Annotated in this window: 14 protein-coding genes and 1 riboswitch; of the genes, 11 read left to right on the top strand and 3 right to left on the bottom strand. The window is 42.6% G+C overall.

Annotated features, from left to right (window positions below):
* Positions 1-4: 4 nt before the first annotated feature.
* On the bottom strand, positions 5-1,279 hold the full coding sequence (locus tag MHI25_RS30155) for a HAMP domain-containing sensor histidine kinase (RefSeq protein ID WP_339245472.1): 1,275 nt from the start codon (positions 1,277-1,279) through the stop codon (positions 5-7).
* Positions 1,279-1,956, bottom strand: a complete 678-nt coding sequence (locus tag MHI25_RS30150) for a response regulator transcription factor (RefSeq protein ID WP_076099753.1) — start codon at positions 1,954-1,956, stop codon at positions 1,279-1,281. The genes MHI25_RS30155 and MHI25_RS30150 overlap by 1 nt, the downstream gene beginning before the upstream one ends.
* A 76-nt stretch (positions 1,957-2,032) precedes the next feature.
* Here MHI25_RS30150 and MHI25_RS30145 point away from each other — a divergent pair, with 76 nt between their 5' ends.
* From MHI25_RS30145 to MHI25_RS30130, 4 genes are all read left to right on the top strand, one after another.
* Positions 2,033-2,155 carry a hypothetical protein gene (locus tag MHI25_RS30145; RefSeq protein ID WP_256716004.1) on the top strand — a complete coding sequence of 41 codons (123 nt, stop codon included), beginning with the start codon at positions 2,033-2,035 and terminating at the stop codon, positions 2,153-2,155.
* 108 nt (positions 2,156-2,263) lie between these two features.
* A complete protein-coding gene (locus MHI25_RS30140; protein ID WP_076105108.1) occupies positions 2,264-3,007 on the top strand; it encodes a polyphosphate polymerase domain-containing protein in 744 nt (247 codons plus the stop codon).
* A complete protein-coding gene (locus MHI25_RS30135) occupies positions 3,000-3,680 on the top strand; it encodes a DUF4956 domain-containing protein (protein ID WP_076124168.1) in 681 nt (226 codons plus the stop codon). The genes MHI25_RS30140 and MHI25_RS30135 overlap by 8 nt, the downstream gene beginning before the upstream one ends.
* Before the next feature lie 23 nt (positions 3,681-3,703).
* Positions 3,704-5,797: a carbohydrate-binding domain-containing protein gene (locus MHI25_RS30130; protein ID WP_340394744.1), complete on the top strand. Its 2,094-nt coding sequence runs from the start codon at positions 3,704-3,706 to the stop codon at positions 5,795-5,797.
* A gap of 64 nt (positions 5,798-5,861) precedes the next feature.
* Here the strand turns inward: MHI25_RS30130 and MHI25_RS30125 are convergent, their stop codons facing one another.
* On the bottom strand, positions 5,862-6,494 hold the full coding sequence (locus MHI25_RS30125) for a TetR/AcrR family transcriptional regulator (protein WP_254847725.1): 633 nt from the start codon (positions 6,492-6,494) through the stop codon (positions 5,862-5,864).
* A 203-nt stretch (positions 6,495-6,697) separates the two neighbouring features.
* Between MHI25_RS30125 and MHI25_RS30120 the strand changes: the two genes are divergently transcribed.
* The 7 genes from MHI25_RS30120 (at position 6,698) to MHI25_RS30090 (ending at position 18,393) form a co-directional block, all read left to right on the top strand.
* Complete coding sequence (locus tag MHI25_RS30120; RefSeq protein ID WP_076278246.1) at positions 6,698-7,459, top strand: SDR family oxidoreductase; 762 nt, start codon at positions 6,698-6,700, stop codon at positions 7,457-7,459.
* A 427-nt stretch (positions 7,460-7,886) separates the two neighbouring features.
* Positions 7,887-8,681 (top strand): alpha/beta hydrolase, encoded by a 795-nt coding sequence (locus MHI25_RS30115; RefSeq protein ID WP_076181841.1) that lies wholly within the window; start codon positions 7,887-7,889, stop codon positions 8,679-8,681.
* 38 nt (positions 8,682-8,719) lie between these two features.
* Complete coding sequence (locus tag MHI25_RS30110) at positions 8,720-9,709, top strand: sensor domain-containing diguanylate cyclase (RefSeq protein ID WP_076282187.1); 990 nt, start codon at positions 8,720-8,722, stop codon at positions 9,707-9,709.
* Positions 9,710-9,960: 251 nt separating this feature from the next.
* Positions 9,961-10,356, top strand: coding sequence for a helix-turn-helix domain-containing protein (locus tag MHI25_RS30105; RefSeq protein ID WP_340394743.1), 396 nt, complete (start codon positions 9,961-9,963; stop codon positions 10,354-10,356).
* Between the two features lie 190 nt (positions 10,357-10,546).
* Entirely contained in the window at positions 10,547-11,395 is an 849-nt protein-coding gene (locus MHI25_RS30100) for an EAL domain-containing protein (protein WP_340394742.1), read from the top strand.
* Positions 11,396-11,510: 115 nt separating this feature from the next.
* Entirely contained in the window at positions 11,511-12,077 is a 567-nt protein-coding gene (locus MHI25_RS30095) for a hypothetical protein (protein ID WP_076276340.1), read from the top strand.
* A gap of 157 nt (positions 12,078-12,234) precedes the next feature.
* Positions 12,235-12,321: riboswitch (cyclic di-GMP riboswitch) on the top strand.
* 258 nt (positions 12,322-12,579) lie between these two features.
* Entirely contained in the window at positions 12,580-18,393 is a 5,814-nt protein-coding gene (locus tag MHI25_RS30090) for an NPCBM/NEW2 domain-containing protein (protein WP_340394741.1), read from the top strand.
* The last annotated feature ends 132 nt before the right edge of the window (positions 18,394-18,525 follow it).

Raw genomic sequence — 18,525 nt, 5'->3', positions numbered from 1 at the left:
GTAGTTATGAAAGATGTACGTAAAACGTGGTGGACTCGCCGACAAAACTTTTGGCATAAATTTTTCCCTTATGCTGTTCAATAATCGATTTGGCAATCGCCAGTCCTAGGCCATACCCCCCTTGTTTACGCGCCCGGGAAGCATTTGTACGGTAGAATCTGTCAAATATTCTTGCTAAGTGCTCCGGCGCAATGCCCTCCCCCGTATTGGTGACCGCTAACACCATGTCATTATGTTGTTTTTTAAGGGATAAGGTGACTGAACCTTTAGGGTTCGAATATTTTACAGCATTGTCCAAGAGGATCATAATCACTTGTTTGATCTGTTCACTATTGCCTAGCACTGTCAGATCAGGCTCGATGTCATATTCAAGGGAGATATGCTTCTCAAAGATTACAGCTTCCATCGTTAAAATGATATTTTCAACCACGTCGCTCAGATTGAATTTCGAATAAATCATTCTCGATCTGGAATCGTCCATCTCGGTCAGGTACAACAGATCATTGGTCAGGCTGGTCATTCTTTCTGTTTCCGACTTGATATAGTGCAGCCACTTGGACTGATTGTGAATGGTGTCATCACTGTTGGACAGGAGAACATCCGCATTGGTGTTAATAATAGTCAACGGCGTCTTTAACTCATGGGAAGCATCCGCAATAAATTGTTTCTGTTTCTCAAAAGCCTCCTTTACCGGCGCAATTGAACGATTAGCAAAAAAGCGGCTAGCGAAGTACAAGATAATCAGCATCACTGAGCCAACTACAGAGAAGGTATAGATTAGATTGGTGAGGATTTTTTGCTCTGCAGTGATGTCCAGAAATACAAGCATCGCCCCATCATTCGTATGCTGGATGTTGAAGATCCATTTGCTGCTATCCAAGGTGAACCTTCCGGTATCTTTACCGGCGCTTAGTGCTTCTTGCAGAGCCGTATTATAAAATTCATCGTCCATAGTAAATTTGGAATCTTTCCCCGTAAGGTTCGACGCTGTATCTATTTTCAGCATAAATGAGATTGAGCGTTCTGGAGGAGGTGTTCCGTTATCCGTACGTTTATTATCCACACGTGGTAACGTGGCTCCTCCTTTGGTATTGCCTAATCGTCCTGTGTCACCACCGGGAGACTTGTAGTTTTCCATGATTCTGTGAAGATCCATCTGAATATCGTTTTGGACATCCCGGTACGTAATTACATATATGGAGATGAAGGCCACAAGCATGATCACCGAGATGGTGACTAAGTTAACAATAAGAAACCGATTTCTGAGCTTTGTGAACATTAGGTCGTCACCTCTAATACATACCCTACGTTTCTGATCGTACTAATGCGTACGGTCGAATTTAAGAAGGTCAGTTTTTTTCTCAAAAAAGAAATATACACCTCTACATTATTGTGCTCAGCATCTGAATCAAAGCCCCACAGCTTCTCAATAATTTGTTCTTTGGAGGTTACAGCTTGTTTCCTCAAGATCAGAAGCTCCAATAGCTCGCATTCCTTTAGATTGAGCTTGATCTCTTTGCCACCCACGGTAAGTTTCAGATTGGATGTATTCAGTTCAATATCCCCGAACTTTAAAGCATCATCTGGTATCACCTCGCCTTTACGTCTTAGTACAGCCCTTATTCTTGCCAATAAGATCTCCGAGGAAAAAGGTTTGGCGATATAATCGTCAGCTCCATAGTCCAGCCCAGTGACCATATCTGTAATTTCACCCTTTGCGGTAAGCAGGATAACGGGAGTGGGTATCCCCTTTTTCCGCAGCGTCTTGAGGACGCTGACCCCATCCATCTCAGGCAGCATGATGTCGAGCAGCAGCAAATCATAGATTCCACTCAGTGCGTAATCCAGACCCGACCTGCCGTCATGGACTGCATCCACCGAATAATTATGTTTTTTTAATATTTGAGTTAAGGCTTCAGCGAGATGAAGCTCGTCTTCTACTATTAATATTCTCATGGTTTTGCCATCCCCTACATAGAACCAGTATTTGTTATTGAGGTCATTATATCAGGATTACCTTTATTGAACCTTAATGAAGGTTGAGATAGAAGTGACTGCGAACAGCAGTTTGAAATCAAGAAATCTGCAGACAACAGCGGCCGGAAGAACAACATTCACCGCAGTTACGATTTACACCTGTGTTAAGGGAATGTAAAAGATAATCAATAATTTGTAAAACCATTTAAGATTCATTAAAGGTTTGGGGTCTAAGATACATTCATAAGCACACGAGACAACGATAAACAGAAAGGATTGATCACATATGGCGATTGAGGTATTCAACCGTTATGAGAACAAATATTTGTTGGACAACGAAGCCTACTATAAATTTTATAACCAATTGCTTGAATACATGGAACTAGACGATTTCAACAAGCAACATGAGTTTTACTCCATAACCAACTTATATTATGACACGGAGCACAACACCCTGATTCGTAACAGTCTTGCGAAGCCCAAGTACAAAGAGAAGCTTCGTTTAAGAGCATACGGTGTTCCAAATCAAGATACGAAGGTGTATCTGGAAATCAAAAAGAAGGTATTTGGTCTTGTTAATAAAAGAAGAACGTCGCTCAAATTAAACGAGGCTTATGATTTTGTCGCCACCGGTATGGAACCGGAATTCAAGGATTACATGAATAAACAGGTGATTGAAGAGATCAAATATTTTCTGACACGCTATGATTTGCAGCCCAAGGTGTATCTGTCTTATGACCGAAAAGCGTTGTTCTGTAAAAACAATCGCGATCTAAGAATTACATTCGATACAAATATTCGCAGCCGCCGGTACGATCTGAAGATGGAGCACGGTGTTCATGGCGAACCCTTGCTGGAGCCGGGGCAGTGGCTTATGGAAGTAAAAGCTGAGAACACGATTCCGGTCTGGCTGGCCAAAATGCTCTCAGAGCATCAAATGTACCGTACAAGCTTCTCCAAGTACGGCAACGAATATAAAAAAATGCTGAAGAACAGTAAAACAGAACGGGAGAGTGCCCTCTATGCTTGATTCATTATTTACCGTAGCAACTAGTACAGAGTTAACGTTTACCAACGCACTGCTAACTATTTTTATAGCTATTGCTCTTGGCGGGATCATTAGCTACACCTATATGAAGACCAATGCAAGCGGCTATTCGCAAAGCTTCACACTAACAATGGTACTGCTGCCCGTAATTGTGGCCATCATCATTTTGCTTATCGGAAGTAATGTTGCCAGAGCTTTCAGTCTTGCCGGGGCGTTCTCCATCATTCGGTTTAGAAGTGCGCCGGGCGATCCGAAGGATATCACATTTGTTCTGTTCACCATGGCTTCTGGACTTGCCTGTGGAGTGGGTTCCTTTGGATATGCAGTTTTTTTCACCCTTATCCTATGCGCCCTTATGTTTATCCTTAACCGGACTAACTTTGGTGTAAGAACAACGTCGCAAAAAACATTAAAGGTAACCATCCCGGAGAGTCTGGGATATGAGGAAGCCTTCGCTGAAGTATTCAATAAATATAACGTTGGGTATGAGCTTAAAAAGATTAGAACGACTGAGCTTGGCAGTTTATATGAACTGGTCTACGCTGTAACGCTGGGTGAGGCTGTAAACCAGAAGGAATTTTTGGATGCGATTCGTACCCGGAACGGTAATTTAGACCTGTCTCTGACCATGACTCCAACTGCTAATGACTATTAAGATAACGAAAGGATGGATGAAAAATGGATAAATATATAACCGGAAGTAAAGTAGGAATCTTGCTATTGTGTGCATTACTTATGTCGGCTTGCAGTACCAATGCCACAACAACACAGTCTGAAGCGGCGGCGGGTACAGTAGCAGCCTCGGGAACAACGATAACTCAGAATGGGGCTGCTACGGGAGTACAACTGGCAAGCGCCAAATTGTCCGATCTGGTGACGTTCGATGAAGAGGATTCTAATACAACTTGGACGGCTGACCAATCGACGGAAATTGCTTTGGCTGGAACAAGTGCGCTTGTTGACGGCACCGGGGCTGAGTCCAAGGATGGCTCAGTGACAATTACTGCAGCAGGAACTTATGTGCTGTCTGGTAAGTTGAGTGATGGACAGATTGTAGTTAATAATCAGGATGAAGGTACTGTGCACTTGGTACTGAACGGTGTGAACATCACGAACAGCGATAGTGCAGCAATTGATATTAAAGAAGCGGGGAAAGTGATCATTACCTTGGAAGACGGGACGGAGAACTCCGTATCTGATGGAGCAACTTACGTGTATGCCGATGAAACTACAGATGAACCGAGTGCGGCTATCTTCAGTAAAGCGGATTTAACGATTAATGGGACCGGGAAGCTGTCTGTTTCCGCTAACTATAATGACGGAATTACGAGCAAGGACGATCTGAAAATTATGGGTGGCACTATTGAAATTAAGGCTGCCGATGACGGGATTGTAGGTAAAGATCTTGTCGCTGTAAAAGACGGAAATATCAGCATAACGGCAGAAGGCGATGGAATGAAATCAACCAACGATACTGAGACGGACAAAGGCTTCATAGCAATAGCAGCAGGAACATTTGATATTACGGCTGGTAATGATGGAATTCAAGCTGAGACTTCACTTGTAATAGATGGCGGAACATACACCTTAGTTACGGGTGGGGGCAACGAGAAGGGTGAAGTGAAAACAGGTGATCAAGGGCAAGGTATGGGCATGAGAGGTGGCCGAGGTCAGGGAACAGGGGATCAAGCACCAGGAACAACAGGAACAACAGGAACAACAGGAACCTCAACATCTGAAACCAAACCAGAGACGATGCCAGAAACAAAATCGAAGATACCAACAACGGAAGCATCAACAACGACAACAACGGCAACAACTACAGAATCGGAAATACCAAGTACTAAAGGTTTGAAGGCTGGAGGAGATATTAGCGTAAACAACGGAACCTTTACCATCGATTCTGCTGATGATGCAGTGCACAGCAACAGTAACATTGCTATAGCTGATGGAGAATTCAACATCAAAACTGGCGACGATGGAATCCATGCGGATGCTTTGGTGGCGATATCTGGTGGTAAAATTGATATTACGAAGAGCTACGAAGGGATTGAAGGAGCAAACATCGAGATTTCCGGTGGCGAAGCTCATGTGGTTGCTTCTGATGATGGAGTGAATGTAGCAGGAGGTAACGATGAGGCGACTGTAGGCGGCGGCCCTCAGGAGCAGGATCAATTCAGCGATTCTGCTAGCAATATGCTAACGATTAGTGGAGGAACACTAACGGTCGATGCTTCAGGTGACGGGCTGGATTCGAACGGCTCCATCACAATGTCGGGTGGCACGGTTATTGTTAATGGACCTACCAATAGCGGTAACGGTGCACTTGATTTCGACGGTAGCTTTGAACAGAGTGGAGGAACTTTGGTGGCTGCGGGAAGTTCGGGCATGGCACAAGCACCGTCTGACACCTCTAGCCAACATGCAGTCAGCATGACTTTCCCTCAGACCCAGGAGGCTGGAACATTGGTTCATCTAGAGGACAGCGAAGGTAACTCGATCCTGACCTTTGCTCCTTCGAAGAGCTATCAAACGGTGGTGATTAGTTCACCGGATCTGAAGGACGGCGGTTCTTACACCCTCTACTCGGGAGGTACCTCGACTGGTAGTGAAGCGAACGGACTGTATACGGATGGTGAATATACAGGAGGAACAAAAGTAGTAGCGTTCGAAATTACAAGCAGCGTAACTTGGCTAAATGAATCCGGAGTAACAACCGCAAACACTAATCAAGGTCCAGGTGGCGGTGGTGGTGGAAACAGAAGACCTTAGGTTATAAATTGCATTCAAAAGCCACTCCAGCATTTTGGAGTGGCTTTTTTTAGTTTGAGATAAATTAGTCGCCGTTAACAGGGATGGAATTCTGTTTAATCGGTTGATTTGAAGTGTTGATGATCACATTATGTGAATTAAAAGACAGAATTTCAATCAGCTGCTCTGCCATATGGTTAGCTGTATATTTAAATCCGCCTTTTACCCACTCTATGATTAATCCAAATAGAGCATAGGCGGTATAACTGGAAAACAATTCTATATTTACATTGGTATTAGTGTTATTAACTGCGACTAAGTCCCGCTTGGTGAGCTCCTTTAAGAGGTCGCAAATCCTATTTTGGAACCCTGGCAGAACATTGGAATTTATAATGATGGTATAAAAATTAGAGTAAGAGACCACATGTTCAAAAATCTTGATGCTCGAGGTGGTCAGCTCACTAACTATAAATTTATCGGTATGAAGATAGGGTTCTTTATAAGCCTTAATTAAATCCTCCAACACATCATCAATTAGCTCATTTAGAAGTTCTTCTTTGGTTTGATAATGTTTATAGAAGGTTCCGCGGTTTAAATCGGCAAGGGTAACGATATCGGTTATCGTAATGGTGCGGAAATTCTTTTTTTCCATGAGTAATATCAATGCGTTTTTAAGCTCTTTACGCGATTTGCTAGTTCTCCGATTATTTTTAAGCAACAGAAGACCACCTAACTGTCTATTTTCTAATCCTATTTGAACAGAATCCCACGTTATATATATTTATGAACATTTGGTGTCTCATTTGTATATTGATAGTTAAATTTTAGAGGATTAAACTTGAGTAGTATAAATTTTAAGCGTTAAAGAGATTTTATATATTGATATTTACATTATAGATAAACGTAAAGGAGACTTCCAACATGAAACTTCGAGACAGAGTTGCAGTGGTTACTGGGGCGGCATCGGGTATGGGGAAATCTATCGCAGAGTTGTACGCTAAAGAAGGGGCAAAAGTGATTGTAGCCGATCTGAACCTAGAAGGTGCTGAACAAGTAGCCGCAGGCATCAATAGTAACGGTGGAGTAGCTAAGGCACTGAAAGTAAATGTTGCCCTGGTTGGAGATATTGATAGCATGATTGATACCGCTGTAAAAGAATATGGCACGCTAGATATTTTAGTGAATAACGCAGGGATTATGGATGGCTTTGAGCCAGTTGGTGATATTACAGATGAACGATGGGATCTTATCTTTGATATCAATACCAAAAGTGTAATGCGGTCCACTCGTAAAGCACTGCCTATTTTTCTGGAAAAAGGAAAAGGGGTTATCGTTAATACCGCTTCTACAGGTGGGGTAAGTGGTGCCCATGCGGGAGCAACTTATACTGCCTCTAAACATGCTGTAGTAGGCTTGACGAAAAACACAGCTTTTATGTATGCCAACAAAGGGATTCGTTGTAATGCTATCGCACCAGGAGCTACTGCCACAAACATCAGTGCTTCAATGAAAAATATAAATGAATTCGGCGTGAGCCGTACGCAATTAACACAGGCTGTGATCCCTCGTGTAGGTACACCTGAAGAAATCGCACAAGTTGCGTTATTCCTGGCTTCGGATGATTCCAGTTTTGTAAACGGAGCTATCATCGCTGCTGATGCGGGTTGGACTTCTGCATTCTAAATGTTGGTTGTCTACCTCTGCCTCAACAGTTTATCCACGGAGTCTTACGGACCCAGATGATGTTATTCGCAAATTTTCAGCCTTTTGAGAAGGAATTCGGACTCCAGAGACGCTATTTCATATAAATCGGCCCATATTTTGTGCTTTCGCGCCAATAGCTGCAGTGGAGTCCGATAGCAATTCAAATGTGGAATAATGGCGCATTTAAGGTCTGCTCGGTCCGCTAACCAATTTTTTCGGACAAAATGTGATCGGATTAAACGCAGAGGTACCCCAGCACGCTACCATTTTGCCAAATGATGACCCAAACGGGAGGCTACATAAAACTCCGCTAGAGATTAATCTAGCGGAGTTTTTTCTACGCTTGATATTTCCAGGGGAACCCTGCAAAATAGAGAGAATGCTAACTATAGAGGAGTTATATGAAATGAACGATGTTATGGTGCGGAATCATGTAAAAGTCATTGGAGCAGGAGAAAAAACTATCCTTTTTGCGCATGGATTTGGGTGTGATCAAAGCATGTGGCAGTTTATCACGCCATCATTTGAGAAAAAGTATCGAATCGTTCTATTTGATTATGTAGGCTCAGGCCATTCAGATTTAAGCGCATATACATCGGATAAATATCATACTCTCCATGGTTATGTACAGGATGTACTAGATGTTATCGAAACATTTGAACTCAAGGATCTTATTTTTATAGGCCATTCTATTAGCTCTATGATCGGTTTGCTTGCTTCAATCGAGCGGCCGGATTATTTTAATAAAATGATTATGATCGGACCTTCCCCACGTTATTTAAATGAGGGAGATGCTTATTTCGGGGGCTTCGAAAAAAGTGATATTACTGAGCTTCTGGATATGATGGAGATGAATTTCGCGGGCTGGGCTAGCTTTATGGCTCCACTTGCGATGAATAATCCTGACCCAATGTTGACTAAACAGCTGGAACGAAGCTTTATTTCGGCCGACCCTATTATCGCTAGAGAATTTGCGGAAGTTACATTTTTTTCGGATCATCGAGAAGATCTGCCTAAAGCGACAGTGCCTACACTCATATTGCAATGCTCGGATGATAGTATCGTTCCTATAGAAGTAGGAGAATATTTACATAGACACATGAATAATAGTACGTTCCGGTTAATGGAGGCCAAGGGCCATTATCCACATATTAGCCATCCGCAGGAGACCATTACTTTGATTAATGAGTATCTTGGGTGAGATGGAGAAGATTATGGTGTTGAAAGGATATTTAGACAATGGATGACCGGTTAAAATATGCGCCATGCGGATATGTTTCCATTACCCATGAAGGAATGATCCTCGATGTGAATCAAACCTTTTTGGATGGGATGGGATATCAACAGGTTGATTTGGTGAATAAACATTTTGAATCTATCATGTCTACGGCCAACAAGCTTATTTTTCATTCATACTTCTATCCTTTTATCAATCTGAATGGACATGTAGAAGAGCTATTTATCAATTTGAAGGACAGCAAGGGGCAAGCCGTGCCTTACTTGTTAAATGGCAGACGCCTTGAGTGTGAAGGTGTAGAGGTCATTGATTGTATTCTCGTACAGATGGGCAAACGTATTGATTATGAGCTAGAGTTACGATCTGCGAAGAAGCAAATAGAAGAGGCGTATTGGGAAAAAGATCAGGCGCTGGCAAAGCTCAAACAAATCCACCTGGAAATCGAGCAAAAGCAAGCTGAATTACTGGAGATGAATGCCGTTTTAGTAGAGCTATCTACTACAGACAAGCTTACTGGATTAAAGAATAGAAGGTTCCTGCAAGAAAAGCTGGAAGAACAGATTGCAGCGTATCAACGTGATCAGGCGCCTTTTTCATTATGTATTCTAGATATTGATCACTTTAAAAATGTGAATGATAGCTACGGTCATCAGATGGGTGATTATGTCCTGGAGAAATTGGCGAGTGTCCTGAAGTCCCAATCTCGTAAAGAAGATATCGTAGCTAGGTATGGTGGTGAGGAGTTTATCCTTTTGCTGCCTAATACAGATTCAGCGGATGCCACGGCAATAGCGGACAATTTGCGGCAATTCATAGCCAGCTCCACTTGGGAGATTGGCAGCATTACGGTAAGCATTGGCATAGCTACCTTTGAAGCAACCGATACAGACATCACTCTTCTGGAAAAAGCTGATCAAGCGCTTTACGTTTCTAAAGAACAGGGGAGAAATCGCGTTACGCATATTATGGATTTGAGTGAAAAGCTTCTTTAATTGGAGGCTTTTTTTGTTATTTATAAACGATACATCCTCTTTGCTCTAATTGCTCTAAAATGTCTGTTCCCTTCAAGCTGTGATTCCATCTGAGATCCAGTTTCTCTAATCGTTCAAGCTGTAAAAGGGAATTCGGAATTTCATGAATGGATCTCCTTTGTAAATCGTATTGGCATCAAGCCTATGTGACAACGTTACGATAGAATATAACAGGATGATGATTTATTATCAGTATGTTGGCATACAAAACTATGGAATGTGGATCATGCCTACATTATCTATTCGGGGATTATGGCGATCTGGAAGTGATCCATCCCTCCAATATAAGAGTGCTGTCTGCGGTGGCTATGAATGATACTGTATTATTTGAGATTAAACATGAGCCTTTTAAGCAGATGCTTGCCGATTACCCGTTGATTAAGGAGCAATTGATGCTGCTGCAAATGGACCGTTTATTTTTATCGAATCGGTTATTATATGAAATGAAATTTCATGATGCGAGAGCGCGTGATATGATCGGAACGTTAAGGGAGACGGCTACCCTTGTGCTTAAAGATCTGCAAGAGCAAAAGATTATTGAGATTCAACATCAGCAGATCACCGTGTTAGACCCGGCGTATTTACTGGAGTATACGGATTTCGATTGAGAAGAGCCGTTCCGGGATCTTTTTCAGAGAATCGATTATTAAAGGGGTTATGAATGTGGCTTGTAATCATTGTGTAGTAAGAGAGCTGAATTTTCAAATCAAGGCTCATGGTGAGCTTAATCTTAGGGTTTTACCTGAGGTTATTCATCACTTGAGTAGAAGTAATACGATACATAAGGTGGAAGAAAATGTGATTACAATTAAGGAGGCTGGGGTGCGGGATTTTCTGGATTTCTGTAATGACCATATGGAGTCGGAGCAGCTTGAATTCCGTATAGATGACCAAACATGGAGACCTCTATCCGAATTACCCACTGTACTTGATATGGAGTGGATTGATGAGGTTATCACTAAGGGTCTTGTTACTTGCTACTTCCAACCGATTGTGAACGTAAGGGAAGAGATTTTTGCATACGAGCTCCTATCCAGATTTAAAAAAGAAGACGGATCTCTTATCTATCCTAATGAGATTTTTGCGGCGGCACGGAATCGTGGGCGTTTATATGCTTTAGACCGGTTATGTAGAATGACGGCTGTAAAATATGCTGCACCCTTAAATAAAAAAACGTTTATTAATTTTATCCCAACGTCGATCTACGCTCCAGAGTTCTGCTTAAGATCAACCGTTGAACTGGCCAATCAATTAGGCGTCGATCCTTCTCTTTTTGTCTTTGAAGTTGTTGAGACGGAGAAAGTGGATGATCTCGCTCATTTGAAAGCTATTTTGACATATTACAAGGATCGGGGATTTGAATACGCTTTAGATGATGTTGGTGAGGGCTTCAGCACGATCGAGATGTTATTGGAGCTTAAACCCCATTACATGAAGCTGGATATGAAATATGTTCAGGGTGTGTCCAGCGATCTGAACAAACAGAAAATAGCAAAGCAATTTTTAGAAAAAGCTTTAGAAATCCAATCCGTTCCTTTAGCAGAAGGTGTGGAGTTTAGAGAGGACTTTGAATGGCTTAAGCAGAGTGGTTATCAGTTGTTTCAGGGCTATTTATTTGGAAAGCCTGATCCTATTCCCAAACAGTAATCCTAATGAGTATATATCCGTCCAGAGGATGAGATGAATTTCAGGTCAGAGTCTGAGTACAACCAACCCCCGGGGTTGTATAATTTAGGTAATTGAAAAGGGGGACGGGATGGATATGAAATGGCATCAATTTGTAACGCGCTGGGCAGATTCTAGGGGCTTTGATGGACGAGAGATTGATTATCAATGGCCTTCTCCCTCATTTCCGGTCATCAGTATTCGCAGTAATCTAGGGCGATACTCAGGTCAGGCGTATGGTCGTGGAGGTAAACCCCGTGTGAAGACAGCCGTTGGATTAATCGCTATTGGAGATGTAGCTGTCGGATTGATTTCCATAGGTGCGATAAGCGTGGGCGTATTATCCTTAGGAGCAATATCACTGGGAATGTGGTTAGCGATCGGAGCAATAGCACTTAGCTGGCTTGGCTTCGCAGTGGGAGCGATTGCGATTGCAGGCGTGGCTGTAGGAGCGATCGCAATCGCGGAAAAAGCGTTGGGGGCCATCGCCATAGGGGATACGGCATTTGGTGCGATAGCGATAGGCAGGATCGCTGGGGGTGCCATAGCTATCGGACAATGGGCATATGGTGTAATCGCAGTTGGCGAACATGGTTTCGGATTAATTCCCGTCACGGGCGATGTGTGGAATTGGTTCCGGCGTTTGTTTGGATCGGGGAGTTAAGTAGACCTACAGTCCTAAAGGATGTCCTTCTCTTCCGGGATAGTCGATAAATAATATCTATCACATAAGAAAAACTAATTGCAATTACCTATACTCATTTCATACCAATTAATCATGCGATCAGATCTAGGCTTATGTTACTCTTTGAATGTATTCGAAACTTCATAGGCAAACCTATGGAAATGTAGGGACGCAAAGCTATAGGGACTAAGGTTATCATAACTATTGTCAGCCAGCTGCCAAAGAGTGCGTAACGCTTTTTGTTAAAATATAAGAAAGTATAAGTTATACACCTATACTTAATATCTTATATTTCTCGCTTAAACGCTTACCGTCCTTATAAGGACGCCGAAGGCGTTTATGCTTGTTAAGGTTTAATAAAAATTAAGTCTTAATTTTTAGGCGACTTTATACGCAATCAAGCTACTCTTTTGGGGTAGTTTTTTTTGTGCCCATTTTTGGGCACTGGAGAGATTCATATGACATCTGGGGGTAAGAAGAGATGAAGAAAATGATTGCGATCGCTACATCGGCGGCCATGTTGGCCAGTTTTTCGAGTGAGGCAGGTTATGCTTTAGCAAGTGAGGCAAGCAAGGTAAATGTAACAAAAACAGTGGCGCAAAGTAAGGTTAACTTATTAAGCAACGCCTCGGTTATTCCGTTTGAGCTGTACGGCAAGGATGCTCTAAATGCCTATAATGAGGTTTTTAGAATGAATCCAGCAAATATTAAATCCATCACAAATAACGGTGGCAACTACTCAGGCTCGCCTATAGCTAAGGCTATGGATGGGGATATGAGCACGCATTGGGAGACTGGCAAACCGAATAGTTCAACGTTTACGAATGAGGTTGTGTTTGTTTTCAATGAGTCCACTGAATTAAATAGAATGGTATACGCGGCTAGGCAATCCGGTGCGAAAGGTAAAGGTTTTGCTCAAGAATTTGATATCTACGGCTCCACTACCGATGCGGGTGATTTTACGCTCGTGTCTTCTGGAGAATATACAGGCTCAACCGGTGATGTAGTGGAGATTCAGTTCGCACCTACGGCTTTTAAGAGACTTAAATTTGTCTTCAAAAAAGCGAACCAAGATTGGGCGAGTGCGGCTGAGTTTTCTTTTTATAAAGAGGATAGTGTCTCTGCTAAAATGAAAAAATTATTTACAGATGATACCTTGAGCCAAGTTAGTGCTGCCTTTAATACGACAGAGAAATTAACAGCTTTAGAGAATGAAGTGCAGGCACATCCACTGTATGCGCAGTTTAAAGAAGAGATAGAGAATGCAAAGATCCTTTTGAAGAACCATCAGGTAGAGGCAACGGCAGCCAAGGTTTCGAAGCTAAAAGGGTATGGAACAGCCTATGAAAATGCCTATAGCCAAGCTTATAGAATGCCGAATGCAAACGTATCAAAAGTAACGGTGAACGGTGGAAGCTACCCAGGTACGAAGCCTGAATATATGCTGGATGACCAGCCCACTACGCATTGGGAAACGAACAAAAACAATGATGCAAGCTTCACGAATGAAGTCGTGTTTGAACTAGCGCAAGCGGAAGTGCTGGACAGAGTGGCTTTTTTGGCTAGAGATAACCGCAAAGGATTCCCAGAGGCTTTTGAAATCTATGCATCAGAGACGAGTAAAGGAGAGACCTTCCAACTTGTATCTAGCGGAACCGCGATTAGTACCAATGACTTTCTGGAATTTAAATTCGAACCGACGAAGTTTAAAAGATTAAAATTTAAGTTCACAAAAGCTAATATCAACAGACCTTTTGCGGCTGAATTTAGATTTTATACAGAAGATAAAGTAAGCGAAGCTGTAAATGGTATTTTCACAGATGGAACGATGAGTGCGGTTGTGCCTGCTTATAATAGCGTCGAAGCAATCAACGAATTAGAAGAAGCGGCAAAAGTACATCCGCTCTATCCAATCCTGAAAGATTCTTTGGATTTAGCTAAGAGGCTAGTGAATGGTGAAGTTCAAACCGAAGGCACCATCATTGAGGCGGAACAACGTGGAGATATGAAAAAGCATGCGCAGGAAAACCTGAGAATTGGTTTTGGTACGAACAACCAGCCTACAGGTCTCGTTGCAATGCCTGGAGATACGATCAACGTTTATGTGGATGCAGCTTCTAACGATAAGCTACCTTCTTTAGTCTTTTCTCAACAAGAGGCCGCTTGGAATGTTTGGGCTAGAGGTGTGCAATTGCGTCCAGGTAAGAACATTATAACCGTTCCTGAATTTGCTATGAATAGTTATTATGCACATGAAGTGACTAAGGGCGGCACCGTTTATATCGTAAATCCCTATACAGCAGAGGAACAAGGGAAAGCGCCATTGATCCGCTTCGAAGGTTTAGAAAAGATTCCTTTTATGACCAAGACCACGGATCCAGAACAATTCAAAACCTTCTTAATCACATACAAACAAAGACTAGACGAAGATAAAGCGGCTCATCCAAATGTTCAAGATCGTAAACTCATAGATGTGGTAGAACTGGCCAGCGATCATGTTATTTTCACAGGAACGGCGACGGAGGCGTACAACAAATATATTACGCAAGGAAATAACCCGCTGGACACCGTAACTGGGTATGACACCTGGATGAAGAGTATTTTTGCCTTCTATGGCCTGGATGGCAGTAGCGAGATTCATGATGCCAAGCTAATTCGTGAGAATATTCGCTTGATGCAGCCTTATGGTGCGATGTATGCAGCGGGAGATCATACAGGGATCCAACTTGGAACAGTAGGAACCATGGTAGGTGATTTTAACAAAGCTTATCCGGGCTGGGGACTGAATCACGAAATCGGGCATCGCTTGGCTATGGGTGAACGGGAATATGGCGAAGTAACTAATAATATGGTGTCTATGTTTATGTCTGTCGCGGCGAATTCGATAGATAATCGTATACCGTATGAATCAGATATCTATAAATATGTCCTCGAAGAAAACAAAGTGGTTATGAATCAGCAGGGCTTATTTGCACAACTCGGAGCCTATTGGCAGCTGGAGCTGGCACATCCGGGATACTGGACAGAGCTGACCAAGCTATATCGGGAGCGGAAGGTCATCCTTACCAACGGTGACAATTCTAAGCAGCAGTATTTGGTGGAGTTCTCCTCCGAAGTACTGGGATTAGATTTAAGCAGCTATTTTGCCAGACATGGCTTCACTGTGAATCCTGAGACAAAAGCGAAAGTAGCCAAGTATCCGGCACCGCAAAAGTTATGGTATTTAAATAACTCGGTGATTAATTATGAGGGAACTGGAATAGCGGATAAAAATCTGGCCATTAAGGTTAATATCACACCTAACACCACGGCTAGAACGAACACGTTAAGTTTCAGTATAGATAAAGAGCTTAAGCAAGACTTTTTAGGATATGAAGTGTATAGAAATGATGTGTTAGTTGGTTTTACAGGAACTGAGCAATTTGTGGATCAGAATGTAGATGCGAGTATCAACTATACGTACAAGATCGTCGGTTATGATAAAAAGCTGAACCCACTGAAGCCCGTACAGGTTAAAGCCTTTAAGCCAGCCTTGTCTGTTGAAGATCAGCTCACTTTAAAGCTTAATCAAACCTTTGATCCGATGAGCTATGTAAAAGCGGCTAACTATCTAGGAAACGATATTACTGCAGATGTCTCTCTGAAAGCCAATAACGTTGATGTAACGCAAAAAGGCAACTACGAAATTGTATATGAAGTGAAAAGCGAAGGGGTTACGGAAACGAAAACCACACAGGTTACGGTAACGAGCGACTACGCCTATATTTCCGATCTCAATGCCAAGTCAGTCGTTGTAGGCTGGGGTGAATTAAAGAAAGATAAAGCCGTTTCCGGGGGAATCATAACCCTTGTTCGCCAAGGGTTGGCTGCGACGTACGCGAAAGGGATTGGTGTTCATGCCAACTCTGAGGTAGTTTACGATATTGAAGGTAAGGGTTACGACTTCTTTGAAAGCTACATTGGGATTGATCAAGCCATGAAAGGGAAACCTTCCTCGGCTACTTTTGCAGTGTATGTGGATGGAGAACAGAAATTTGAGAGTGATGTTTTCCGGGCAGGAACAGAACATCAATTTGTGAAAATCCCTGTGACTGGCGCAAGAGAGGTGAAGCTGGTTACAACAGATGCTAAGGATGGCAATGCTTCAGACCATACGGTATGGGCGGATGCGAAGTTCTCGAATAATTCAAGCAAACCTACCATTACAGTACCGGAAGAGACAACCTTCGTTAAGCTGAACAGCGAATTTGATGTGTTGAGCGATGTAACAGCTTTTGATACGGAAGATGGTAACTTAATTGGAGCCGTTGAAGTGCATTCAAATGGATTCACATCAAGCAAAACAGGGACTTACAACGTCGAGTTTTCAGTTACAGACTCAGATGGGAACTCCGCTGTGCAGGCCAGAAAGATTGTTGTATACAGCGCTAGTAAATACCTGAGTGATATAGATTGGCAATCGGCAAAAACGGATTATAATGTGGTTCGAAAAGATAAGGCTAGCTCTAACAATCCGATTAAGCTGCTGGTAAATGGCGAGGTCAAAGAGTTCGCTAAGGGCTTAGGAACCCATGCCAGCTCTGAAATCGTGTATAATCTGGCAGGTGCAAACTATGAATATTTTGAAACGTATGTAGGGGTTGATAGAAATATCCCTGAGCAAAGCAACTCCAGTGTAATTTTCAAAATTTTTGCCGATGGGGCAGAGGTTTATAACAGCGGACTGATGAAATTTGGTACAGAAGCCAAGCTTGCGCGGATACCTGTTAAGGATGTAAGTGAATTGAAGCTGGTGTTAGATAATGCAGGTAACGGAAATGCTTCAGATCACGGTGATTTTGCTGATGCGAAGTTTATGATCTTGAACAATACACCAGAGCTTACCATACCTAAATCTGTCTCAACCAAAGTGGGCCAAGCGATTGATATCAGTGAAAGCTATTCGGCAATGGATTCGGAAGACGGTGACTTGACGGCTCAAGTGAAGGTCACAGGCCAAGAGCAAGTTAAATTCAACCGGGCCGGAAAGTATCCAATCACTTACACAGTAACAGATAGTGATGGAAATACGACCACGAAGATTAGAACTATAGCCGTAGTAGACATGACGGACTTTACGTACCTGACGGATTACGACTGGAATTCTACTCAGAACAGCTATACTGCACCTTTGAAGGATAAATCTATTAGTGCAAATACGCTGAGATTAACAGATGAGAACAATCAGGTAGTGTCCTATGAAAGAGGAATTGGAGCGCACTCTAATTCGACGATTGTATACAATCTAAGCGACAAAAACGCGGACTATTTCACTTCCTATGTAGGTGTAGATAGACAAATGTACGGTTCTGTTGGTTCGGTGAGCTTTGAGGTGTTTGTCGATGGAGAGAAGAAATTCGATAGTGGGGTCATGGGTTCGAGAGATCCGCAGAAATTCATCGAATTGGATATTAATGAAGCAAAAGAACTGAAATTAGTCGTCACAGACGGGGGAAATGGCAACGGATCTGACCATGCTGCATGGGGTGGAGCCAAACTACATTTCGCGAATGGAGATCACTTATTCACTAGAGATCTCGAACAGGCGATTGCAGCGGCTAAAGCAATTTCTCTAGAAGGCTTCACACCTGAGAGCATCGCGGCATTTACGTCCAGCCTCTCGATAGCAGAGACAGTGTTGGCTAACTCTTCTGTTACGCAAAGTGAAGTAGACGAAGCTGTAGCAGCGTTGCAACAAGCAACCGAAGGTTTGGTCCAAATAGATCTTACGCAAGTAATTACTGTGGCGGACCCGTATTTAAGTGCTTCGATCAAGACTACATTGGGCGTAACTGGAGAATTAACATTAGGTGATATGTATAACCTTACAACGTTAACTAGCGAAACCAGAAGAGCCGGATCCTTGGAAGGTTTGCAGTACGCGAAGAACCTAGAGACACTTGATATTACTGGAAATGAAATTACAGATTTCTCCCCATTACAAGGATTAACTAAACTAACGAGCTTATTGGCCGACCCACAAATGGTAGAGGTAGGAGAATTTAAGGGACCTGTAGTTGAAGTGGCCAATCTGGTGAAAGGGCTCGATGGCAGCAAAGTGATCCCTAATTCGGCTGGAGTAAGAAACACTAGAACATCTAAAGAAATTGTGTTTGATATGAAGGAATGGGCTGCTAATCCGGATGTGTTCACTATTGACCTATCAAACGAGGAGAAAGGAACTTACATGCTGGGGTTAACTTACCAAGTCGCAGGTAATCTCGTGCAAATCATTTCTTTTATTGATAATAATTAAATTCCCAAGAAAGCAGGCGGATTGTGGTCTCTATAACCATGGTTCGCCAGTTTTTAAATGAAGGCGTTTTATGTAAAAATATCCATTTTGTCATATGACAAAAGAAATGACAACGCTCACTATAAGCGGTGT

It is taken from the genome of Paenibacillus sp. FSL E2-0177 (assembly GCF_037992975.1).
Classification (GTDB): Bacteria; Bacillota; Bacilli; order Paenibacillales; family Paenibacillaceae; genus Paenibacillus_AQ; species Paenibacillus_AQ odorifer.
This window is presented reverse-complemented; position numbering and strand designations above follow the sequence as displayed.